Origin of the sequence: Klebsiella sp. C283, from assembly GCF_048822555.1 — a bacterium.
GTDB classification, from domain to species: Bacteria; Pseudomonadota; Gammaproteobacteria; order Enterobacterales; family Enterobacteriaceae; genus Klebsiella; species Klebsiella quasipneumoniae.
In genome coordinates this window covers 41,163-61,799 of sequence record NZ_JBMEZS010000012.1, presented here as the reverse complement: position 1 = coordinate 61,799, position 20,637 = coordinate 41,163, and the positions used below count along the sequence as shown (strand labels likewise).

The 20,637-nt window shown below is 59.0% G+C and carries 24 protein-coding genes; 9 read left to right on the top strand and 15 right to left on the bottom strand.

Annotation, left to right across the window (positions count from 1 at the left end):
* Nucleotides 1-29: 29 nt before the first annotated feature.
* From sseA to ACOI7Z_RS22370, 3 genes are all read left to right on the top strand, one after another.
* Nucleotides 30-887, top strand: coding sequence for a 3-mercaptopyruvate sulfurtransferase (gene sseA, locus ACOI7Z_RS22380; protein ID WP_087848835.1), 858 nt, complete (start codon nt 30-32; stop codon nt 885-887).
* A gap of 164 nt (nt 888-1,051) precedes the next feature.
* Nucleotides 1,052-1,702 (top strand): DUF5066 family protein, encoded by a 651-nt coding sequence (locus ACOI7Z_RS22375; protein WP_023290639.1) that lies wholly within the window; start codon nt 1,052-1,054, stop codon nt 1,700-1,702.
* Nucleotides 1,703-1,803: 101 nt separating this feature from the next.
* Nucleotides 1,804-2,211, top strand: a complete 408-nt coding sequence (locus ACOI7Z_RS22370) for a hypothetical protein (RefSeq protein WP_087776050.1) — start codon at nt 1,804-1,806, stop codon at nt 2,209-2,211.
* A 66-nt stretch (nt 2,212-2,277) separates the two neighbouring features.
* On the opposite strand, the gene sseB is transcribed toward ACOI7Z_RS22370, so the two are convergent.
* The 11 genes from sseB to trmJ all read right to left on the bottom strand — a co-directional run bounded on the left by sseB (nt 2,278) and on the right by trmJ (nt 11,169).
* Nucleotides 2,278-3,054: an enhanced serine sensitivity protein SseB gene (gene sseB, locus ACOI7Z_RS22365; protein WP_023290641.1), complete on the bottom strand. Its 777-nt coding sequence runs from the start codon at nt 3,052-3,054 to the stop codon at nt 2,278-2,280.
* A gap of 96 nt (nt 3,055-3,150) precedes the next feature.
* On the bottom strand, nt 3,151-4,437 hold the full coding sequence (gene pepB, locus ACOI7Z_RS22360; protein WP_087848834.1) for an aminopeptidase PepB: 1,287 nt from the start codon (nt 4,435-4,437) through the stop codon (nt 3,151-3,153).
* Between the two features lie 107 nt (nt 4,438-4,544).
* Nucleotides 4,545-4,745: a Fe-S cluster assembly protein IscX gene (gene iscX, locus ACOI7Z_RS22355; RefSeq protein ID WP_002913954.1), complete on the bottom strand. Its 201-nt coding sequence runs from the start codon at nt 4,743-4,745 to the stop codon at nt 4,545-4,547.
* Nucleotide 4,746: 1 nt separating this feature from the next.
* Nucleotides 4,747-5,082 (bottom strand): ISC system 2Fe-2S type ferredoxin, encoded by a 336-nt coding sequence (fdx, locus tag ACOI7Z_RS22350; protein ID WP_004201872.1) that lies wholly within the window; start codon nt 5,080-5,082, stop codon nt 4,747-4,749.
* 1 nt (nt 5,083) lies between these two features.
* Nucleotides 5,084-6,934, bottom strand: coding sequence for a Fe-S protein assembly chaperone HscA (gene hscA / locus ACOI7Z_RS22345; protein ID WP_023290643.1), 1,851 nt, complete (start codon nt 6,932-6,934; stop codon nt 5,084-5,086).
* A gap of 15 nt (nt 6,935-6,949) precedes the next feature.
* Nucleotides 6,950-7,465, bottom strand: coding sequence for a co-chaperone HscB (gene hscB, locus ACOI7Z_RS22340; protein WP_023290644.1), 516 nt, complete (start codon nt 7,463-7,465; stop codon nt 6,950-6,952).
* Nucleotides 7,466-7,539: 74 nt separating this feature from the next.
* A complete protein-coding gene (gene iscA / locus ACOI7Z_RS22335; RefSeq protein WP_002913979.1) occupies nt 7,540-7,863 on the bottom strand; it encodes an iron-sulfur cluster assembly protein IscA in 324 nt (107 codons plus the stop codon).
* Between the two features lie 17 nt (nt 7,864-7,880).
* Nucleotides 7,881-8,267 carry a Fe-S cluster assembly scaffold IscU gene (gene iscU, locus ACOI7Z_RS22330; protein ID WP_002913991.1) on the bottom strand — a complete coding sequence of 129 codons (387 nt, stop codon included), beginning with the start codon at nt 8,265-8,267 and terminating at the stop codon, nt 7,881-7,883.
* Between the two features lie 26 nt (nt 8,268-8,293).
* Nucleotides 8,294-9,508 (bottom strand): cysteine desulfurase, encoded by a 1,215-nt coding sequence (gene iscS / locus ACOI7Z_RS22325; protein ID WP_017900428.1) that lies wholly within the window; start codon nt 9,506-9,508, stop codon nt 8,294-8,296.
* Nucleotides 9,509-9,686: 178 nt separating this feature from the next.
* Nucleotides 9,687-10,178: a Fe-S cluster assembly transcriptional regulator IscR gene (gene iscR / locus ACOI7Z_RS22320; protein WP_002913993.1), complete on the bottom strand. Its 492-nt coding sequence runs from the start codon at nt 10,176-10,178 to the stop codon at nt 9,687-9,689.
* Between the two features lie 256 nt (nt 10,179-10,434).
* Entirely contained in the window at nt 10,435-11,169 is a 735-nt protein-coding gene (gene trmJ / locus ACOI7Z_RS22315; RefSeq protein ID WP_023290645.1) for a tRNA (cytosine(32)/uridine(32)-2'-O)-methyltransferase TrmJ, read from the bottom strand.
* A gap of 120 nt (nt 11,170-11,289) precedes the next feature.
* Between trmJ and suhB the strand changes: the two genes are divergently transcribed.
* On the top strand, nt 11,290-12,093 hold the full coding sequence (gene suhB, locus ACOI7Z_RS22310) for an inositol-1-monophosphatase (protein WP_002913995.1): 804 nt from the start codon (nt 11,290-11,292) through the stop codon (nt 12,091-12,093).
* Between the two features lie 47 nt (nt 12,094-12,140).
* On the opposite strand, the gene ACOI7Z_RS22305 is transcribed toward suhB, so the two are convergent.
* Both ACOI7Z_RS22305 and ACOI7Z_RS22300 read right to left on the bottom strand, forming a co-directional pair.
* Nucleotides 12,141-13,121, bottom strand: a complete 981-nt coding sequence (locus ACOI7Z_RS22305; protein ID WP_060590176.1) for a nickel/cobalt transporter — start codon at nt 13,119-13,121, stop codon at nt 12,141-12,143.
* Entirely contained in the window at nt 13,112-13,750 is a 639-nt protein-coding gene (locus ACOI7Z_RS22300) for a DUF1007 family protein (protein ID WP_023290647.1), read from the bottom strand. Before ACOI7Z_RS22300 ends, ACOI7Z_RS22305 begins: the two co-directional genes overlap by 10 nt.
* 124 nt (nt 13,751-13,874) lie before the next feature.
* Between ACOI7Z_RS22300 and csiE the strand changes: the two genes are divergently transcribed.
* Entirely contained in the window at nt 13,875-15,152 is a 1,278-nt protein-coding gene (csiE, locus tag ACOI7Z_RS22295; protein WP_023290648.1) for a stationary phase inducible protein CsiE, read from the top strand.
* Here csiE and ACOI7Z_RS22290 read toward each other — a convergent pair.
* Nucleotides 15,149-16,285, bottom strand: coding sequence for a 3-phenylpropionate MFS transporter (locus tag ACOI7Z_RS22290; protein WP_048336304.1), 1,137 nt, complete (start codon nt 16,283-16,285; stop codon nt 15,149-15,151). The two genes, csiE and ACOI7Z_RS22290, sit on opposite strands and share 4 nt — an antisense overlap.
* Before the next feature lie 322 nt (nt 16,286-16,607).
* Nucleotides 16,608-17,492 (bottom strand): DNA-binding transcriptional regulator HcaR, encoded by an 885-nt coding sequence (gene hcaR, locus ACOI7Z_RS22285; protein ID WP_086075126.1) that lies wholly within the window; start codon nt 17,490-17,492, stop codon nt 16,608-16,610.
* Between the two features lie 135 nt (nt 17,493-17,627).
* Here hcaR and hcaE point away from each other — a divergent pair, with 135 nt between their 5' ends.
* The 4 genes from hcaE to hcaB are packed head-to-tail and all read left to right on the top strand — an operon-like array spanning nt 17,628 to nt 20,633.
* Entirely contained in the window at nt 17,628-18,989 is a 1,362-nt protein-coding gene (gene hcaE / locus ACOI7Z_RS22280; RefSeq protein ID WP_420702441.1) for a 3-phenylpropionate/cinnamic acid dioxygenase subunit alpha, read from the top strand.
* On the top strand, nt 18,986-19,504 hold the full coding sequence (gene hcaF / locus ACOI7Z_RS22275) for a 3-phenylpropionate/cinnamic acid dioxygenase subunit beta (protein WP_023290652.1): 519 nt from the start codon (nt 18,986-18,988) through the stop codon (nt 19,502-19,504). The genes hcaE and hcaF overlap by 4 nt, the downstream gene beginning before the upstream one ends.
* Nucleotides 19,504-19,821: a 3-phenylpropionate/cinnamic acid dioxygenase ferredoxin subunit gene (gene hcaC / locus ACOI7Z_RS22270; protein WP_044524356.1), complete on the top strand. Its 318-nt coding sequence runs from the start codon at nt 19,504-19,506 to the stop codon at nt 19,819-19,821. Before hcaF ends, hcaC begins: the two co-directional genes overlap by 1 nt.
* A complete protein-coding gene (gene hcaB, locus ACOI7Z_RS22265) occupies nt 19,821-20,633 on the top strand; it encodes a 3-phenylpropionate-dihydrodiol/cinnamic acid-dihydrodiol dehydrogenase (protein ID WP_080901520.1) in 813 nt (270 codons plus the stop codon). The genes hcaC and hcaB overlap by 1 nt, the downstream gene beginning before the upstream one ends.
* The last annotated feature ends 4 nt before the right edge of the window (nt 20,634-20,637 follow it).

Here is a 20,637-nt window from a genome sequence, read left to right as displayed (position 1 = left end):
CAGTCATGAATAGTAAAACGGAGGCACCTATGTCCACCTCGTTTTTTGTCGCCGCCGACTGGCTGGCGGAACATATTGATGACCCGGAGATCCAGATTATCGACGCCCGCATGGCGCCCGCCGGGCAGGAGACCCTGCGCGATATGGCCGCGGAGTACCGCGCCGGCCACGTGCCGAACGCGCTGTTTTTCGATATCGAGGCGCTGTCCGATCACACCAGCCCGCTGCCGCATATGATGCCGCGCGCCGAGGCGTTTGCCGTGGCCATGCGCGAACTGGGCGTCTGCAGCGATAAGCACCTGGTCGTCTATGACGAAGGCAATCTGTTTTCCGCCCCGCGCGCCTGGTGGATGCTGCGCGCCTTTGGCGTGGAGAAAGTGTCGATTCTGGCCGGTGGGCTGGAGGGCTGGCGTCGCGACGAGCTGCCGCTGGAACAAGGGGTGCCGGAGGTGGCCGAAGGAGAATTCGACGTGCGGTTCGATCCTCAGCAAATTAAGCGCCTGACCGACGTGCTGCTGGTCAGCCATGAAGGATCGGCGCAGATTGTCGATGCGCGTCCGGCGGCCCGGTTTAACGGCCAGGCTGACGAACCGCGCCCCGGCCTGCGGCGCGGGCATATCCCCGGCGCGCTGAACGTCCCGTGGACGGAGCTCGTGATTAACGGCGAGCTGAAGACCGTCGACGAGCTGAACGACATCTTTTTGCGTCAGGGCGTCGATTTTGATCGGCCCATTATCGCCAGCTGTGGGTCCGGCGTGACGGCGGCGGTGGTCGTGCTGGCGCTCACCACGCTTGGCGTGAACGGCGTCTGCCTGTACGACGGCTCATGGAGCGAATGGGGGGCGCGCAGCGATCTGCCGATTGAACCGGCTCCTGCCGCTCAGTAAACGCCGCATGGCCGCGGACATCCCGTCCCGCGGCCACTAAATAATTTCTGATTTTCTCCGCCTCATTCTCCTGCCAGTCGCTAAACCAGCTACTCTGTGCGGCCGCAGGGCTTGCGCCTGCCGTGTTGGCTTTATTGCCGCCCACTCTATAAGGAAATTGAATGATGGCTTTTTCATTAGCGGATCTCATGGATGTCGTACACAAGCACAACCGCAATCCCACCCCGAAACCGATGCCCGTAGACGAAGTGGATCGCCTGCGCGTCCGGAAATACCGTGATCCGCAAAATAGCGAAACCGTGGCGCTTCCGGAGAGTCTGAAAGCGCTGCTGGCCTACGATTGCCAGCTGACAAGCCCCTACGGTCAACGGGTGCTGGAATCGGTTCTGAACGCCATTGATGAACATGGCGTCCTGCTTTCCGACTCGCTGGATGAAGAGGCTTATTATATGAATGGCCTTGATATGATCGGGCTGGATTTTGAAGAGCTAATGCCCGTCTGGAACGACGATCCGCGTCTTCCTGCCCTGATTCGCCTCTGCCATCCCGGGGATCAGCAGGTATTTATCTACGTCACCGAGCGTGATGAACAGGGTGAATATCCTGTCGTCCGCTTCGAGGGTAAAGAAAATGAGCTTTGGCTGGCAGAATCGTCGCTGATTGAATATTTGCAGGGGATTTTTACCGGTGGAAAGGAGAGCCACGACGAATGGCAGCATCAACAAGCCCTCAACGAGTCACGCGATGGCGCCTTGCTGGAGCTGGAATATATTCATGAGGATCTTTACGCCAGGCTCGAAGGTTGTCCTGACTAATTCACCATCTCCCACCGATAGCGCGATTACCGCGCGCCGTCGGGGCCAGCGCCAGGATTGAGCGTTTAATCTATAACCTGATGGCACCACAAGGAGTGAAAATGGCATTAGTCTCCAACCCACATTCTGCTTATTCCCCGCGCCTTCCCTGGCTGGGAGGCATAGCTGGCCTGCTGGTCGGCGGCGCAATCCTCTATTTTTGGCCGCAATGGAACCGGACATGGTTAAGCCTGGTTCCTGCGCCCGTTTCCGTTTATACCCGCTTTCTCGGCGTCACTTTGGAAGACGTCCCGCTGATCACCTATGGTCATCAGGCGCTGCTGGGTTTTCTGATGGTGCTGCTCGCCGGGCTGGTAGCAGCGCTACGCTATCTGCTGGGAGAGGAAAGGTGCCGGGCCTGGCGCGGGGATATGGCGCTCTTCAACGGCGTCGTCACGCTGTGCGTGACGGGATTTCTGCTCTATAACATGGCGTCAGCCTATCCACGGATCGTTGCCGCCCTGCATTAACCTTTGCAACCCCGCTTTTGCATCGAGCTGAAAGCATACCGAAACCGGGGGCAGCCGCCCCCGCTGTCAGATAATACGGTTTTGTTTGAAATCGCGCAGGAAGCTGCCCCAGCGCTTTTCATAGAACGGCGTGATATGGGCAATCATAAAGTGGCTGATGCCCTTCTCGCCTTCCACCACCTGGCAAATATCGATCGGCTCATCGCCGGGCAGGGTATCGGTGGCCACGCTGCCGGTGGTCTGAATGATGGACTCGATATCCCCTTCCGCTTCAATGCCGATCAGCAGATTAGCGGGCGCGTCGGCGTGCTCTTTGATCGAGCACAGGAACGCCCGCTTGACGGTTTTCAGCGTTTTGAACAGCGTGGTCAGCGAATCCACCATCTGCGCCGGCGGCTCGGCGACTTCAGACAGCAGCAGCGCTTCCCCCCCTTCCAGCACCGTCTGGGTGCTGAGCGGGCTACCCTCTTCCCCGAGCAGATGGCTGATTTCGCGCGGGGTGAACGCTTTACCGTTCGGCAGCTTCGGGTTGAGGAACAGCGATTCACCGAGAGTCATCGCCATCAGCGTGCGGGCCGGCATCATTACGAAAGCCTGTTCGTCTTCCACCGCCTGCTGCAGGGCCTCAAGCGAAGTGAAGAACGGAATGACCGACGTGCCGTCATCTTTTTCCCAGTGCTGCAGATCCAGCGCGCTATCTTCGACAATCTGCTCGCCATCGGCTGCGCGGCCTGGTACCCAGACGGTGGCCTCAAGCAGCGCGCTGAAAAATGCCGGACGATGAGCGGGCTCGGTAGCCGCTTTTTCCAGCAGGGTTTCTAATTCGTTTTTGGTTTCGGACATAGTTTGGCTACTTCAAAAATCGCCCGGCGGCGCGACGTCCGCACGGGCCTGCGGATTTTCCAGGCCGGGTAAGCGTCGCGCCACCCGGCAAGGCCATTACTCAGCCGTCAGCAGATTGGCGATAGCACGTACGCCAAGCCCCGTCGCGCCCGCCGACCACTGCTCAACGGCAGATTTGCGGTAGGTTGCCGAACAGTCGATATGCAGCCAGCCCTGGTGGTAGTTTTCCACGAAGTGGGACAGGAAGCCCGCCGCGGTGCTGGCGCCGGCCGGATAGGCGGCGCTGCCGGTATTGTTCAGTTCCGCGAAATTAGACGGCAGCTGATGACGGTGGAATTCGGCCAGCGGCAGACGCCAGAACGCTTCATTTTCCGCCTGAGCGCTCGCCAGCAGGCGATTCGCCAGCGCATCGTCAAAGCTGAACAGCGCGTGGTAGTCGTTGCCGAGCGCGGTTTTCGCCGCGCCGGTCAGGGTGGCGGCATCGATGATCAGCTCCGGCTTCTGCGCCGAAGCGTCAATCAGGCCATCCGCCAGCACCAGACGACCTTCGGCGTCGGTGTTCATGACTTCGACGGTTTTGCCGTTGCGATAATGAATAATATCGCCCAGTTTGAAAGCGTTACCGCTGATCAGGTTGTCGGCGCAGCACAGATAGAGCTTCACGCGCTTGTTCAGCCCGCGGGTAATAGCGAAGGCCAGGGCGCCGGTGATAGTCGCCGCGCCGCCCATATCGGATTTCATTGAATCCATAAAGGCGCTCTGTTTGATGCTGTAGCCGCCGGAATCAAAGGTGATGCCTTTACCTACCAGACAGGCGTATACCGGGGCTTCTTTATCGCCGGTCGGGTTATAGTCCAGCGCCAGCAAAACCGGCGGACGCTCGGAGCCGCGGCCCACCGTGTGCAGGCCGAGATAGCCCTGCTCACGCAGATCTTCGCCTTTGGTGATGCGATAGCTCATCTTCTCGCCCGCCACGCTGCACAGCAGGTCGACGGCGCGCTGGGCCAGCTGTTCCGGGCCCAGCTCTTCCGCCGGCGCATTGATGGTGTCGCGCACCCAGTCAATAATGGTCAGACGGTTATCCAGCTCGCTTTTCTGCGCATCGTCCAGCGTCGGCCATTCAACTTTACGAGTGCCTTTCGGGCCTTTATAACCCGCCCAGAACGCCCACGCGCGGTCGGTGTTCCAGCCTTCGCCGCTTAACGCGACATGTTTGATTCCCATGCCGTCAATTTTACGCGCCGCGCGCTGAATCAAGCCCAGGTCGTCTTTGCCGTTGAGATGCAGGGCGATGCCGTCATGATTAATGCTGTAAGACGCCTTTTCTCCCCAGCGCGCATCGGCTGGCTGAGTGGAAAGCGTAATCTTCATGGCTTCGGTCATTATCATTATCCTTCTTAGCAAACGGGCCACCGTATGGCAGCCCGTAACGTTCTCTCGCTCAATGATTCATCCGACTTTATACCGCCGCATAAATCATGATGCGAAAATTATTCGGCTTCGTCTAACCAGACTAACAGAATCGCCTCGAGAATTTTTTCATTGGATGCGTTCGGGTCATCATCAAACTCTTCCAGATCGCAAATCCACTGATGCATGTCGGTAAAGCGAACGGTTTTTGGGTCGAGGTCAGGGTAAGCGTCATACAGCGCTTCGCCGATTTCACGACTGTCGGTCCATTTCAGTGCCATATTAGTGCTCGCGTGCGTGGTTGATGGTGTAACGCGGGATCTCAACGACCAGATCTTCGTCGGTGACGCGCGCCTGGCAGCTCAGGCGGCTGTCAGGCTCCAGTCCCCAGGCTTTATCCAGCATATCGTCTTCATCTTCGGTACTTTCCGCCAGCGAGTCAAAGCCTTCACGCACGATGCAGTGGCAGGTGGTGCAGGCACAGGATTTTTCGCAGGCGTGTTCAATCTCGATGCCGCTACGCAGCGCCGCATCCAGAATAGTTTCACCGGTCTCAGCTTCCACAACGATGCCATCCGGACACAGGTCCTGGTGGGGCAGAAATACAATTTTTGGCATTTTAAACCTCGTCCACGGATTGGCCTTTCAGCGCGATACGGACCGACTGATCCATACGGCGGGCGGCGAATTCCTGGGTTTGTGTGTCGATATTTTTAATCGCTTCTTTAATGGCGTCGGCGTCGTCGCCTGCCGCGGCGGCGCGTACCTGCTCCGCAGCGGCATCGATAGCCTGACGCTCCGCGGCGCTTAACAGCGCGGCGTCGGCGGCCAGCGCGCTTGTCAGGCTCTCCAGGACGCGTGCGGCTTCCACTTTCTGTTCAGCCAGCATGCGCGCCTGAATATCCTGTTCGGCGTAGCTCATCGAATCTTTAATCATGGTGGCGATTTCGCCATCGGTCAGACCGTAAGACGGTTTCACCTGAATAGAGGCTTCCACGCCGGTCGACTTTTCCATCGCCGTGACGCTCAGCAGGCCATCGGCGTCCACCTGGAAGGTGACGCGAATATGCGCCCCGCCCGCCGGCAGCGCCGGGATACCGCGCAGCGCAAAGCGCGCCAGGGAGCGGCAATCCTGCACCAGCTCACGCTCGCCCTGCATCACATGAATGGACATCGCCGTTTGGCCATCTTTGAAGGTGGTGAACTCCTGGGCGCGGGCCACCGGAATGGTGGTATTACGCGGGATCACTTTCTCCACCAGGCCGCCCATGGTTTCCAGCCCTAACGACAGCGGGATAACGTCGAGCAGCAACAGTTCGCTGTCCGGCTTGTTGCCGACCAGAATATCGGCCTGGATCGCCGCGCCAATGGCGACGACTTTGTCAGGGTCGATGGAGGTCAGCGGGGTGCGACCGAAGAAGTCGCCGACGCGCTCGCGCACCAGCGGCACGCGGGTGGAACCGCCGACCATCACCACTTCCAGCACCTCTTGCGCCTCAACGCCAGCGTCTTTCAGCGCCCGGCGGCAGGCCATTAACGTGCGTTTTACCAGCGGGGCGATGAGATCGTTAAACTGGCTGCGAGTGATATCGCCCTGCCAGCCGCCGACCTCAACGTGCGCCACCTCGGCATCGCTAAGGGCGATTTTCGCCGCGATGGCGGCATCCAGCAGCTCACGCTGCAGGCGGTTGTCGCTACGGTCGCTGAAGCCCGCCTGCTCGCGCAGGTAGTCCGCCAGCAGATGATCGAAATCATCGCCGCCGAGGGCCGAGTCGCCGCCGGTGGCCAGCACTTCAAACACCCCGCGGCTTAAGCGCAGAATAGAAATATCAAAGGTGCCGCCGCCGAGATCGTAGACCGCAATCACCCCTTCCTGGCCGGAATCAAGGCCATAGGCGATAGCCGCCGCGGTCGGTTCATTAAGCAGGCGCAGCACGTGCAGACCCGCCAGGCGCGCCGCGTCTTTGGTCCCCTGACGCTGGGCGTCATCAAAGTAAGCGGGGACGGTGATGACCACGCCGTCGAGCTCGCCGGCCAGCGCTTCAGTGGCCCGGGCGGCCAGCGCTTTCAGGATATCGGCGGAGACGCGAATCGGGTTCAGCAGGCCGCCGGCGGTCTGGATCATCGGCAGGCCGTTTTCACTGGCCTGCAGCTGATACGGCAGATGCGGATAGCGGTGTTGGATATCGGCGAGGGAGCGCCCCATCATCCGTTTCACGGAGCTGATGGTATTGGCGGGATCCTGGGCGGCGTTCAGCCGGGCGTCATAGCCGACGGTCAGCCCCGATGCGTGGTAATTCACCACCGACGGCAGCAGATAGCGGCCTTGATGATCGGGCAGAGTCTCGGCCTGGCCGCTACGCACGGTAGCCACCAGAGAATTGGTGGTGCCCAGGTCGATACCGGCCGCCAGACGACGCTGGTGCGGCGCGGCGCTCAGGCCGGGCTCACTAATTTGTAATAAGGCCATAATTGCTTCCGAAAATTAAAAATCGAGCAGTTTTTCTTCGAGTTCTTCAGCACTGCTGCGCAGTTTATCGAGGAAACGGAGCTTACGAACCGTGTCCGCCGCCGCCTCCCAGCTCTCATTATGCAATTGGTCAACCATCAGCTGATGGCGGGTATCAAACAGCGCTTTCACTCGTTTGATAAAGCCTTCCAGCCGCGCTTCGTCTTTCGCCTGGCCGATCTCATCCAGCTCTTCGCGCAGTTCCAGCTGTTCCATCAGGAACGCGGTATCGCGAACGGTATGCTGCTCGCTGGCCAGATCGAAGCCATGCAGCGAGAGGAGGTATTCTGCGCGGGTCAGGGGATGGCGCAGCGTCTGCCAGGCCTGGTTAATGGTGGCGGAATACTGAACCGCCGCAAGCTGTTCCGCAGCGGGCGCGCTGGCAAATTTATCCGGATGGTACTGGCGCTGCAGATCCTGATACCGGACAGCCAGTTGTTCAAGCGAGAGGGTATAGCTGGCTGGTAACCCGAAGAGGGTGAAATAGTCCATAGTAACCTCAGGGTCATGCATCTAAACGAAAACCCCACGCGCGGCGTGACCGCGGTGGGGTTGGGGAGTACCGATTATACGTTAAAGCTTTCGCCGCAGCCGCACTCATCTTTGACGTTAGGGTTAGTGAACTTGAACCCTTCGTTAAGGCCTTCTTTGACGAAGTCCAGCTGCGTGCCGTCGAGGAATTGCAGACTTTTGCCGTCGATCACGACCTTCACGCCTTTGTCTTCAAACACGGTGTCTTCAGCCGCCGGCTCGTCAACAAACTCCAGTACATAGGCCATACCTGAGCAGCCGGAGGTTCTCACGCCCAGGCGCAGACCAAACCCTTTTCCGCGGTTTGCCAGGAAGGCATTGACTCGCGCTGCTGCACTGTCGCTAAGAGTAATCGACATAACAAAACCTCAACTAATTATTTTGCTTCACGTTTGCTTTTGTAATCCGCAATCGCGGCTTTAATCGCGTCTTCCGCCAGAATAGAGCAGTGAATTTTCACCGGCGGCAGCTCCAGTTCATCGGCGATATCGGTGTTCTTGATCGCCTGCGCTTCGTCCAGGGATTTGCCCTTCACCCACTCGGTAACCAGAGAGCTGGAAGCGATAGCGGAACCGCAGCCGTAGGTCTTGAAGCGCGCGTCTTCAATGATACCTTCATTGTTGACTTTAATCTGCAACTTCATCACGTCGCCGCAGGCCGGCGCGCCGACCATGCCGCTGCCGACGTTCTCGTCGCTGTTGTCAAAAGAGCCGACGTTGCGCGGGTTCTCGTAATGATCGATAACTTTTTCGCTGTAAGCCATGATGAATTCTCCTTATTGGTGCCGAATTAGTGATGTGACCATTCAATACTGTTCAGATCCACGCCCTGTTTGAACATTTCCCACAGTGGAGAAAGCTCGCGCAGACGGCCAATGGATTTACGAATCAGGTTGATGGCGTAGTCAATCTCTTCTTCGGTAGTGAAACGACCTAAAGAGAAACGAATAGAACTGTGCGCCAGTTCATCAGTCATGCCTAACGCGCGCAGCACGTAGGATGGCTCAAGGCTCGCGGAAGTACAGGCTGAACCGGAGGAAACCGCCAGGTCTTTCAGCGCCATAATCAGCGACTCGCCTTCAACATAGTTGAAGCTGACGTTAAGAATGTTCGGCGCGCCCTGCTCGAGGTCGCCGTTGAGGTACACTTCTTCCATATCCTTCACGCCGTTCCACAGACGGTTGCGCAGCGTGCGCAGACGCGCCATCTCGCTTTCCATCTCTTCTTTGGCGATACGGTAAGCTTCACCCATGCCGACGATCTGGTGAACAGGCAGAGTACCGGAACGCATACCGCGCTCGTGGCCGCCGCCGTGGATTTGCGCTTCGATACGAATACGCGGCTTACGACGCACGTACAGCGCGCCGATGCCTTTCGGACCGTAGATTTTGTGACCGGAGAAGGACATCAGGTCAACTTTCAGCTGGCTCAGATCGATAGGCAGCTTGCCCACGCTCTGGGTGGCGTCTACGTGGTAAATGATACCGCGGGCGCGACACATCTCGCCGATGGTAGCGATATCCTGCACCACGCCGATTTCGTTATTCACATGCATGATGGAAACCAGGATGGTGTCGTCACGCATCGCCGCTTCCAGCTCTTTCAGATCGATAATCCCGTTGCTCTGCGGCGCCAGGTAGGTCACTTCGAAGCCTTCGCGCTCCAGCTGACGGCAGGTATCCAGAACCGCTTTATGCTCGGTTTTGCTGGTGATGATGTGCTTGCCTTTTTTCTGATAAAAGTTGGCTGCACCCTTGATCGCCAGGTTGTCGGATTCAGTCGCACCAGAGGTAAAGACGATTTCGCGCGGGTCGGCACCGACCAGCTCGGCAATCTGATTGCGGGCGATATCAACCGCCTCTTCAGCCTGCCAGCCAAAACGGTGGGAACGGGAGGCCGGGTTACCAAAGGTCCCGTCCATGGTCAGGAACTGCATCATTTTCTCGGCAACACGCGGGTCCACCGGCGTGGTTGCGGAGTAATCGAGGTAAATCGGTAATTTCATTGCTCTTAAACTCCGTACATCACTCAATGCAAGGAATCAGGCAACCGGCTTGATGTACGACCGAGTACACGGAATGTCGGAGCATCCCGGCCTGATTCTGAAAGCTCTTTATAATCGTTGTCCCGCCGTTTCGCGCTGCCTCGCCCTGTCAGCCGCAGCCCGAAACGGGACGGGTCACTCAGGCGCGCAGTTTAACGTCGATCGCGTCCTGGGTGCGCGCATTGCGCTGGGTTTCGTGCTGATGCTGACGACCGGAAACATCGAGGATCTCCTGGTTATTCACCAGTTCTCCGAGGGTGATATTGTTCAGGAAGCCGGTCAGGCGTTCGCTCAGATCGCGCCACAGCGCGTGAGTCAGGCATTTATCGCCGCCCTGACAGCCGCCCTTGCCCTGGCAACGGGTAGCGTCAACGGATTCGTCCACGGCGCTAATGACTTCGCCGACGGCGATACTGCCGGCATCTTTACCTAACAGATAACCGCCGCCTGGGCCACGAACGCTGGAAACCAGGCCATTTTTACGCAGGCGAGAGAACAGCTGTTCCAGATAGGAAAGCGAAATTCCCTGACGCTCTGAAATATCTGCCAACGGCACCGGGCCCGTTTCAGAGTTGAGCGCAACGTCAAGCATCGCGGTCACGGCATAACGCCCTTTAGATGTCAGTCTCATGTCTTACTTAACCTCAAACTCGCCCCTGGCCGGGCTTTTTATTAATATGGGTATTGCATAGCAGGGCCAAGTCTGACATTCCCGAGTAATTTGGTCAACTATTTACTTGACTGTTTTAGTCAGGTATTTGGCTTTCCGTGCCGTTTTCCTTCCGCGTTGCCGGGCGCCCTCACCCCGGCCCTCTCCCACCAGGAGATAGCAAGGGCCGCGTGATTTGCATGCCGGATAAGCGCAGCGCCATCCGGCATCAACGCGGTTACTTGCCTTTATTCTGCTGGTCAATCGAGGCCAGCATGCCGCGCAGGATGTTCAGCTCCTGGCTTTCCGGGCGCGCACGAGTGAACAGACGACGCAGTTTGTTCATCACCTGCCCCGGATGATTCGGGCGAATAAAGCCCGTCGCCAGCAGCGTCTGCTCAAGATGACCGTAGAAACGCTCCAGGTCATCCACCAGCGGGTACGGCGCTTCTTCGTGCTCAACCGCTGGCTGCGCTTGCTCCTGCGCAGCCAGCCAGGCCATCCGCACTTCGTAGGCGATAACCTGCACCGCCATCGCCAGGTTCAGCGAGCTGTACTCCGGGTTGGCGGCGATGGCCACATGGTAGTGACACTTCTGCAGTTCGTCGTTGGTCAGGCCAACGCGCTCGCGGCCAAACACCAGCGCCACCGGCGCATGCTGGCCTTCGGCGATGCTTTTCAGGCCGCATTCGCGGGGATCGAGCATCGGCCACGGCAGCGTGCGGGAGCGCGCGCTGGTGCCAACCACCAGGCTACAGCCCGCCAGCGCTTCATCAAGGGTATCGACGATCTGCGCGTTGCCAATGACGTCGCTGGCGCCCGCGGCCAGCGCAATGGCCTGGGAATCAGGTTTCACCAGCGGATTGACCAGCCACAGGTTGGTTAAGCCCATGGTTTTCATCGCGCGGGCAACGGAGCCCATATTGCCGGTGTGGGAGGTTTCTACCAGTACGATTCGAATATTTTGCAGCATTATGGTTCTTCGGCTAAAGATTATTCGGGCATGCTACCATAAAACGGAGACATAAGCAGAATTCGCTGTTATTATATGCGCCGTTTTTTCCCGTTCTTTAACATCCAGTGAGAGAGACCGATGCATCCGATGCTGAACATCGCCGTGCGCGCCGCGCGCAAGGCGGGTAATTTAATTGCCAAACACTACGAAACGCCAGACACCGTAGAAACCAGCCAGAAAGGCAGCAATGATTTTGTGACCAACGTCGATAAAGCCGCCGAAGCGATTATTATCGAAACCATTCGCAAATCTTACCCGCAGCACACCATTATCACCGAAGAAAGCGGTGAACACGCTGGTGAAGAGCAGGATGTTCAATGGGTTATCGATCCACTGGATGGCACCACCAACTTCGTTAAACGTCTGCCGCACTTCTCTGTTTCCATCGCCGTACGCATCAAAGGCCGTACTGAAGTCGCGGTGGTTTACGATCCGATGCGTAACGAACTGTTCACCGCGACCCGCGGCCAGGGAGCGCAACTGAACGGCTACCGTCTGCGCGGCAGCAACGCTCGCGACCTCGACGGCACCATCATCGCGACCGGTTTCCCGTTCAAGGCGAAGCAGCACGCCACCACTTACATGAATATTCTCGGCAACATGTTCACCGAATGCGCCGATTTCCGCCGCACCGGCTCCGCCGCGCTGGATCTGGCCTACGTTGCCGCCGGCCGCGTTGACGGTTACTTTGAAATTGCCCTGAAACCATGGGATTTCGCCGCAGGCGAGCTGATCGCCCGTGAAGCAGGCGCTATCGTTTGCGACTTCACCGGCGGTCATAACTATATGCTGACGGGCAACATCGTTGCCGGTAACCCGCGTGTGGTGAAAGCGATGCTGGCGAATATGCGCGAGCAGCTGAGCGACGCGCTGAAGCGTTAATCTCTTGCAGATGTAAAAAGGAAGCCGCGGCTTCCTTTTTTTATGTTCTAAAACGGCCGCAAACCGCCGCCTGGCGCGATCGCGCTACTCCACATCACGACAGCGGCCACCAGCAGCGCCACGCCGCCGGCCAGCGCCAGCGTCAGCCAGCCCACCTGGCGCCACAGCGGCGGCGCCTGATGCCGACCCAGCTTCACCGCCAGCTGGCGAAAACTATGCACCAGCAGCGCCAGCGCCGTGATAGTCAATGAGGTCCCTGCCGCCATCGCCAGCGCCGCCGCCATCCCCCAGTTGAACACCCCGATCACCTTGCTGAACAGCAGGACCATGATCGCCCCCGAGCAGGGACGCATGCCCATCGACAGGACAATCACGGACCGAGCCCGCCAGTCGTCGCCGGCCTGCAGCTGCTCCGGGGCCGGGAGATGCTGATGCCCGCAGCCGCAATGTTCGTTATGAACATGATGCGGGGTAAACGCGGTAAACGTTGGCCGGCTCAGCAGCAGACGCAGCTTTTTCAGCGCCCGCCAGCAGAGCAGCAGACCTAACGCGCCCACCAGCAAATAGCTCCCCTTCTCCAGCCAGAAACTACTGAGATGCAGCTGGCGCGCCGGCAGCTGCAGCAGCGCCAGCACCACTACCACCAGCGCGATAGCCACCAGCCCCTGCAATAAAGAGGCGGCTAGCGTCAGGTTAATACTCGATTTCAACTTCGAAGGATGGGTGGCAAGCCAGGTGGTAATGACAATTTTGCCGTGGCCGGGCCCTAAGGCATGGAGCACCCCGTAAACGAAGCTGAACCCAAGCAGCGACAGCCCCGCCGCCGCCGGGTTCTCCGCCACCGCCTGCAGCAGGCGGCTGAGCTCCAGATTGAGCGCGCGCTGCCAGACCGCGCTCTGCATCAGCACCTGCGGCCAGGCCTGCCACAGCCAGAAGCCGCCCGTGACGCTCACGGCCAGCAGTAGCGCCAACGGCCACAGCGCTTTCCAGCGCGACGCGCGCGTGCGCGGGGTAAAAATTACTGACATGTCAGGGTCACCTTCTGGGCAAAATAGCTGCCCAGCGCCATATCCTCCGGCGGCGCATCCGCTTTATCCAGCGACTGGGCGTATGAGAGCATTTTGTCATTCGGTTTTGGCGTCATTACCGTTGCCTTACAGTCGGCCTGCAGCCCTGCGGGCAGGGAAAAATCGCTATCTTTGTCATAAAACATGTCGACATAGTAGGTTGGGTCGAAAGTGGAAAAGGTAAATGTCTGTCCGGCAACGGGTTGCGGCGTCGCCAGCGGCAGGGTGAAGGTCAGTACCGCCTGCAGGCCGTCGCGCTCAAGACCGTAGCCGTCGGGGCGATTTTCAAATTTCACCCGCTGGCCGTTGTGCCACAGCTCGCTGAAATAGTGCTGGCCGAGCACGTTGGCCATCACCTCCGCCGCCAGTTTTTTCCATACTTCGCTGCCCGGTTTCGCGTTTCCGGCGTCGTAGAGCAGATCCGATGAGGTAATTTCATCCATCGTCCAGCGCATTTTAAACCCGCTCAGCAGGCCGTCTTTGACCACCGGCTCGCTCTGCAAACTGATGAAGCTATGCGGATGCGCGGCGGCTGTCCATGATAAAACCATGAAAAATGCCGCGCTGGTGCATTGTTTCACTCTGTTCATCTGTTCCTCACGTGAAAAATTCTGTGAACTTCGCCAGCAATCCTGAGCTAAAGCGGGCGCACTTCCCTGCCCCCGCCGCTGTCATTGTCTATTCTTAGCGGAAACCCTAACTGGAACTTACCAGATGATGACCGTCATTGAACCACCATCTGCGCTTTCCAGTCCACAGCGCCGTAGTCAGGTGCTCCTGATGTTTTATCTGCCCGGACAGTCGGTAACGACTGAACGGCTTGGCAGAATCAACCTCGTTGATGAGACCACGGCCCGGCAGGATATTGAGGAGACCGGACGCGAAATTCAGCGTTACCACCGCCTGACCCTTCGGTCACAGGTGGACGGCAGCTATCGGATTGAAGGCGCCGCGCTCGACCAACGTTTATGCCTGCTGCATGCGCTGCGGCGGGGCCTGCGCCTGTGCCCGCAGTTCGTTAACCATCATTTTACCCCGGCGCTGAAAACGCAGCTTAAACAGGAAGGCATCGCCCGTACTCTGTACGATGATACTAACCTGCAGGCGCTGGTGAACCGCTGCGCGCGAGCGCTCAATCGCCAGTTCGACTGCCGGGACGTTCAGTTTCTGCGCCTGTACCTGCAGTACTGTCTGCTTGAGCATCACCGGGGATATTCACCCGACTTCAATGATGAACAGCAACGCTGGGCGCAGACCGCCGCCGAGTTCACGCTGGCGCAGGAGATTGTCCGCCACTGGCAGCGTCGGGTCGGCGCGACGCCGCATGTCGGAGAGCCTTTTTTCCTCTCGCTGCTGTTTATGATGCTCAAAACCCCCGATCCGCTTCGCGATGGTCACCCGCAGGATCGACGCCTGCGGCTGGCTATTTCCGGCCTGATCCACCGCTTCCAGATGCTCGCCGGCAGGTCGTTCAGTGACGAGCAGGGGCTGAGCGATCAGCTTTATATTCACTTGTCGCAGGCGTTGATCCGCAGCGTGTTTGCTATCGGCATCGATAACACGCTCACAGAGGAAGTGAGTCGGCTCTATCCTCGCTTACTGCGTACCACCCAGGCGGCATTGAGCGAATTCGAAGAGGCCTGGCACGTCCGTTTTAATGAGGAAGAGACCGGCTTAATTGCGGTGATCTTTGGCGCCTGGCTGATGCAGAAAAGCGACCTGCATGAGAAGCAGGTCCTGCTGCTGACCGATGATAATCCGGATATGGAGGCGGCCCTGGAGCAGCAGTTGCGCGAACTGACGCTGCTGCCGCTGAACATCAAATACCAGAGCGTAGAGCGCTTTCAGAAAGAGGGGGCGCCCAAAGGGGTGACGCTTATCGTCACCCCCTATGCGACGGCGCTGCCGCTGTTTTCACCGCCGCTGATCCACGCGGAGAACTGCTTCACTGAACGCCAGCAGCAGCATATCTGCGCGATGCTCGAAGACTAGGCCGCCACCGTTTTTGGCCGGATAGCCAGCGCCGGGATGGTCAGCAGCGCCATCACCCAGAACACGCCCTGGTGCAGGTGCTGGTAGAGGAAGCCGGCGAAGACGGTCATGATGGCAATACTGCCGCCCATCGCCACCGCGGAGTAGACGGCCTGCAGGCGGATCACTTCGCTGCCCTGGCGGGCGGCGATATAGCGCATCGCCGCCAGATGACACACCGTAAAGGTGCCGCAGTGAAGGATCTGCGCGAGGATAAGCCCCGGCAGCGCCGTGGTCCAGCCCATCAGCGTCCAGCGGACCAGCCCGCACAGGGCAGAGAGCAGCAGCAGATCCCGCGCGCTGAAGCGGCGGAACACCTTTTTACTCAGCGCGAAGATGACCACTTCCGCCACCACGCCTAGCGACCACAAATAGCCCACCGCCGAGGCCGAATAGCCTGCCTGCTGCCAGTAAATGGCGCTAAAGCCGTAGTAGGCGGCGTGCGCCCCCTGCAGCAGGCAAACGCAGGCGAGAAAGCGCCAGCTCTGGCGCACCAGCGTCAGCCAGGCCGCCAGCCCGGCCCCCTGCTGCTGGCGCGACGCCCCCTCGGGCATCACCGACGGTTTCAGCAGCATGCCGAGCAGCATCGAGGCGACGCCCAGGCTGAGCATCAGCAGGATCGCCCGGTAATCAAACAGGCTCACCAGCTTGCCGGTCAGCGCCGAACCAATCACAAAGGCGATGGAGCCCCATAGCCGCACCCGGCCATAGTCCATGGTGATTTGCTTTTGCCAGGTATTGGCCAGGGCATCCGTCAGCGGCACCAGCGGCGAAAAGAACAGATTGAAGCCCACAATGATCGCCAGCAGCCATGCGACATGGCTGCCGGCCCAGAAGGCCAGCGCGAAGAGCAAGGTTAACAGCGCCAGCACGCGCAGCGCGGCGATCAGCCGGGAGGGGTCGCTCACCCGCGGGGCGATCAGCAGGCTGCCGAGAAAACGGGCTACCAGACCGGCGCCGAGCAAGATGCCGATGGTTTCCGGGGTCAGTCCGTTACCGGCCAGCCAGACGCTCCAGAAGGGCAGAAAAATACCGTAGCTAAAAAAGTAGGTGAAGTAACTGAGCGCCAGCCAGCGCGTGGAGTGCAAGACCATGATTTCCTCCCGAATGGTGGCGACAGTCTGGCGATAAACCCCGGCGGACGCAAGTCAGGCAGAAAGCGGAAAAAGGCGGTTTATTCACCACGGTGCCTCGTTCTCCGGGCGATGCCCCTGGCGGAAAAAATGGCATTCCGGCGGATACCGCGGCTGAAACGCAGTGCCCGAGGCGTTGGAGTTAGCCATGGCGTAGGATGACAGGCCAGACAGGCTGACAGACATAACCCTGAAAGTTTGCGTTAAAATCGTGAAGTTCATCACAGCTCACGACCGACGTTCAGGCGCCGCCGCCCGTCAGCGGTCCGCTAAAGACAGGAGATTATCCTGCAGCCGCATGCTCTCTGGCCGTGGCGATAAAATCGGCCAGCGCCGGCTTGATGGTGCCTTTTTTCCATGCCATCAGCAGCGCAATGGTCGGGGCATTGCCGGCGATAGGACGAAAAACCACCCGGCCAGTATTAAAATGATTCATATAACCGGGTATCAAAGTCACCCCGAGCCCCATCCCCACCAGATTCATGGTCACCAGAATATTGGTCGCCACCTGGACAATACGCGGCTGGCTTTTTTGCTGTTCGAACCACGCCTGGACGATCGGCGCCAGCGCCCCAGAGTACGCCGGGTCAGTGCTGACAAAATCAACGCCGTCCAGCTGGCTGGCGCTCACCTTCTCTGCTTTCGCCAGCGGATGATCTACCGGCAGCACCACCACCAGCGGTTCGTGGAGCAACTCAAGATAGTCAATTTCCGGACTGTAGATCGGTTGGCGCATCAGTCCGATATCCAGTTCACCGCTGCGAATTTTATCTTCCTGCTCGGTGGTGATAAGACTGACCAGCTCAACCCGGGTATTCGGTTGTTTGCGGCGAAACAAGGGCAGAACGCCGGGCAGCAAATTGACTTCGGCCGACGGAACAAAACCAATCGCCAGGTGGTTATCGTGCTGGACGATTTTTCGCGCGCGCATTTTGGCACTCTCTGCCTGGTCGAGTATCGCCTTCGCATCCTGCAGAAAACACTCCCCCGCCGCCGTCAGCGTCACCTTGCGTTTGTCGCGCTCAAGCAACGACACGCCGACGCACTGTTCCAGATCGCGAATTTGACTGCTCAGCGAAGGCTGCGAGGTATGCAGTTTTTCTGCCGCGCGGGTGAAGTTTAGTTCCTGCGCCACCGCGACGAAATAGCGCAGGTGCCTCAATTCCATCAACCCCTCCTTGTTATCGATAAAACATCTCAGCTGGTAGAAATTAACTATTTCACACATTGATAACCCACAAGCAACATAAGGATGACACAAAAAAGAGAAGGTCAATACCTCTTACCCCACAGGATGAAAAAAATGACCATCAAAATGAAAACCGATGTCTACCAACTGGTCGACCCGCAAAACGGTCGCGTCACCCCACGGATCTATACCGACCCTGAGATCTATCAGCTTGAGCTGGAGCGGATCTTTGGCCGCTGCTGGCTGTTTCTGGCCCATGAAAGCCAGATCCCGCGGGCAGGGGATTTCTTTAACACGTACATGGGTGAAGATGCCGTGGTGGTGGTCCGCCAAAAGGACGGCAGCATTAAAGCCTTTTTAAATCAATGTCGTCACCGCGCGATGCGCGTGAGCTACGCCGACTGCGGCAATACCCGAGCCTTCACCTGCCCCTATCACGGCTGGTCTTATGGCATCGACGGCGAGCTGATCGACGTCCCGCTCGAGCCGCGCGCCTACCCGCAGGGGCTGTGCAAGTCCCACTGGGGGCTCAATGAAGTCCCGTGTGTGGAAAGTTACAAAGGCCTTATTTTCGCCAACTGGGATCCTACAGCCCCCACGCTGCGTGACTATCTGGGCGATATGGTCTGGTATCTTGACGGCGTCCTCGACCGTCGTGAAGGCGGGACCGAGATCGTTGGCGGCGTACAGAAGTGGACCATCGACTGCAACTGGAAATTCCCCGCCGAGCAGTTCGCCAGCGACCAGTATCACGCGCTGTTCAGCCACGCCTCGGCGGTGCAGGTGCTGGGCGCGAAAGATGATGGCAGTGAAAAGCGCCTGGGCGAAGGACAGACCGCCCGTCCGGTGTGGGAGACTGCCAAAGACGCGCTGCAGTTTGGTCAGGAGGGGCACGGCAGCGGCTTTTTCTTCACCGAACAGCCGGACGCTAACGTCTGGGTCGACGGCGAGGTCTCCCGCTATTACCGCGATACCTTTGCCGAAGCCGAGCAGCGGCTGGGCACCGTCCGCGCCCTGCGCCTCGCAGGTCACAATAACATCTTCCCGACCCTCTCGTGGCTAAACGGTACCGCCACGCTGCGCGTCTGGCACCCGCGAGGACCGGATCGGGTTGAGGTCTGGGCATTCTGTCTCACCGATAAAGCCGCCTCCGATGAGGTCAAAGCGGCGTTCGAAAACAGCGCCACGCGCGCCTTTGGTCCGGCTGGTTTCCTCGAGCAGGATGACTCGGAAAACTGGTGTGAAATTCAAAAACTGCTGAAAGGACACCGGGCGCGTCACACCAGCCTGTGCCTGGAGATGGGATTAGGCGAGGAAAAACGCCGCACAGACGGCATTCCCGGGATAACCAACTATATCTTTTCCGAAACTGCCGCCCGCGGTATGTACCAGCGCTGGGCCGATCTGTTAAGCAGCGAAACGTGGCAGGAAGTGCAGGAAAAAACCGCCGCTTACCAGCAGGAGGTGATGAAATGAGCGCCTTAGTCTCTGCTGAACTGCACTACCGCATCAGCCAGTTCCTCTACGAGGAGGCGCGTCTGCTGGACGACTGGCAGTTTCGCGACTGGCTGACGCAGCTGGACGACGAGATCCGCTACACCATGCGCACGACCGTCAACGCCCAGACCCGCGACCGTCGCAAAGGGGTCCAGCCACCGACCACCTGGATCTTTAATGACAACAAAGACCAGCTTGAGCGCCGGATTGCTCGCCTGGAGACCGGCATGGCATGGGCAGAGGAGCCGCCATCCCGCACCCGCCATCTGATTAACAACCTGCAGATCAGCGAAACCGGACAACCGGATCGCTTCGCCGTGCGCCTTAACTATCTGCTATATCGCGCACAAAAGGAGCGTGACGAGACCTGCTACGTCGGCACGCGGAGGGACACCGTCCGCCGTCTGCCTGGCGGCGAGTGGCGCCTGACGGCAAGAGAGATCGTGCTCGATCAGGCAGTGATCGCGTCCCACAACCTGAGCGTACTCTTCTGATGAATCGAATATTCGCCTGCTCCACCGTTGAGCTGCCGGAGGGGGAAGCCCTCCGCCTGGAGACCTCTCCCGTTATTGCCCTGTTCCATATTGGCGGAGCGTTTTATGCCGTTAACGATCGCTGCAGCCATGGCAACGCGTCGATGTCCGAAGGCTACCTGGAAGACGACGCGACGGTGGAATGTCCACTACACGCCGCCAGTTTCTGCCTGAAAACCGGCAAAGCGCTGTGTCTGCCCGCCACCGAGCCGCTGACCACCTATACGGTGCACGTGGAAGGCGGTGAGGTGTTTATTGATATTCCTGAGGAGGCCTGATGAGCGATTTACGCGATAACATGGTGTTGATTACCGGCGGCGGTTCCGGCCTGGGTCTGGCGCTGGTTGAGCGCTTTATTGACGAGGGGGCGAAGGTCGCGACCCTCGAACTGTCCGGCGCGAAAGTCGCCAGCCTGCGCCAGCGCTTTGGCGATCGGGTGCTGGCGGTGGAAGGTAGCGTAACCCGCTACGGTGATTATCAGCGCGCAGTGGATCAGATCCTCACCACCTATGGCCGTCTGGACTGTTTTATCGGCAACGCCGGCATCTGGGATCATAACGCCTCCCTGATGGACACCCCGGCGGAGGCGCTGGAGAATGGCTTCCATGAGCTGTTCAACGTCAACGTGCTGGGCTATCTGCTCGGCGCCAAGGCCTGCGCCCCGGCATTAATCGCCAGCGAAGGCAGCATTATTCTGACCCTCTCCAACGCGGCCTGGTATCCGGGCGGCGGCGGCCCGCTCTACACCGCCAGCAAACATGCGGCGACCGGCTTAATTCGCCAGCTGGCCTACGAGCTGGCGCCGAAGGTGCGGGTCAACGGCGTTGGCCCCTGCGGGATGGCGACCGATCTGCGCGGCCCGCAGGCGCTGGGGCAAAGCGACACCACGATAATGCACTCCCTAACGGCGGAGAAGATCGCCGCCATCCTGCCACTGCAGTTTTTCCCCGAACCGGTCGATTTCACCGGCCCGTACGTCATGCTGGCTTCCCGACGTAATAATCGGACGCTGAGCGGGGTGATGATCAATGCCGATGGCGGGCTGGGGATCCGCGGGATCCGCCATGTCGCCGCCGGACTAAACCTGTAAGGAG

Excerpts from the sequence above, each read along its gene's own strand:
- sseA (WP_087848835.1), top strand. The coding sequence starts at position 30 with ATGTCCACCTCGTTTTTTGTCGCCGCCGACTGGCTGGCGGAACATATT.
- ACOI7Z_RS22375 (WP_023290639.1), top strand. The coding sequence starts at position 1,052 with ATGGCTTTTTCATTAGCGGATCTCATGGATGTCGTACACAAGCACAAC.
- ACOI7Z_RS22370 (WP_087776050.1), top strand. The coding sequence starts at position 1,804 with ATGGCATTAGTCTCCAACCCACATTCTGCTTATTCCCCGCGCCTTCCC.
- sseB (WP_023290641.1), bottom strand. The coding sequence starts at position 3,054 with ATGTCCGAAACCAAAAACGAATTAGAAACCCTGCTGGAAAAAGCGGCT.
- pepB (WP_087848834.1), bottom strand. The coding sequence starts at position 4,437 with ATGACCGAAGCCATGAAGATTACGCTTTCCACTCAGCCAGCCGATGCG.
- iscX (WP_002913954.1), bottom strand. The coding sequence starts at position 4,745 with ATGGCACTGAAATGGACCGACAGTCGTGAAATCGGCGAAGCGCTGTAT.
- fdx (WP_004201872.1), bottom strand. The coding sequence starts at position 5,082 with ATGCCAAAAATTGTATTTCTGCCCCACCAGGACCTGTGTCCGGATGGC.
- hscA (WP_023290643.1), bottom strand. The coding sequence starts at position 6,934 with ATGGCCTTATTACAAATTAGTGAGCCCGGCCTGAGCGCCGCGCCGCAC.
- hscB (WP_023290644.1), bottom strand. The coding sequence starts at position 7,465 with ATGGACTATTTCACCCTCTTCGGGTTACCAGCCAGCTATACCCTCTCG.
- iscA (WP_002913979.1), bottom strand. The coding sequence starts at position 7,863 with ATGTCGATTACTCTTAGCGACAGTGCAGCAGCGCGAGTCAATGCCTTC.
- iscU (WP_002913991.1), bottom strand. The coding sequence starts at position 8,267 with ATGGCTTACAGCGAAAAAGTTATCGATCATTACGAGAACCCGCGCAAC.
- iscS (WP_017900428.1), bottom strand. The coding sequence starts at position 9,508 with ATGAAATTACCGATTTACCTCGATTACTCCGCAACCACGCCGGTGGAC.
- iscR (WP_002913993.1), bottom strand. The coding sequence starts at position 10,178 with ATGAGACTGACATCTAAAGGGCGTTATGCCGTGACCGCGATGCTTGAC.
- trmJ (WP_023290645.1), bottom strand. The coding sequence starts at position 11,169 with ATGCTGCAAAATATTCGAATCGTACTGGTAGAAACCTCCCACACCGGC.
- suhB (WP_002913995.1), top strand. The coding sequence starts at position 11,290 with ATGCATCCGATGCTGAACATCGCCGTGCGCGCCGCGCGCAAGGCGGGT.
- ACOI7Z_RS22305 (WP_060590176.1), bottom strand. The coding sequence starts at position 13,121 with ATGTCAGTAATTTTTACCCCGCGCACGCGCGCGTCGCGCTGGAAAGCG.
- ACOI7Z_RS22300 (WP_023290647.1), bottom strand. The coding sequence starts at position 13,750 with ATGAACAGAGTGAAACAATGCACCAGCGCGGCATTTTTCATGGTTTTA.
- csiE (WP_023290648.1), top strand. The coding sequence starts at position 13,875 with ATGATGACCGTCATTGAACCACCATCTGCGCTTTCCAGTCCACAGCGC.
- ACOI7Z_RS22290 (WP_048336304.1), bottom strand. The coding sequence starts at position 16,285 with ATGGTCTTGCACTCCACGCGCTGGCTGGCGCTCAGTTACTTCACCTAC.
- hcaR (WP_086075126.1), bottom strand. The coding sequence starts at position 17,492 with ATGGAATTGAGGCACCTGCGCTATTTCGTCGCGGTGGCGCAGGAACTA.
- hcaE (WP_420702441.1), top strand. The coding sequence starts at position 17,628 with ATGACCATCAAAATGAAAACCGATGTCTACCAACTGGTCGACCCGCAA.
- hcaF (WP_023290652.1), top strand. The coding sequence starts at position 18,986 with ATGAGCGCCTTAGTCTCTGCTGAACTGCACTACCGCATCAGCCAGTTC.
- hcaC (WP_044524356.1), top strand. The coding sequence starts at position 19,504 with ATGAATCGAATATTCGCCTGCTCCACCGTTGAGCTGCCGGAGGGGGAA.
- hcaB (WP_080901520.1), top strand. The coding sequence starts at position 19,821 with ATGAGCGATTTACGCGATAACATGGTGTTGATTACCGGCGGCGGTTCC.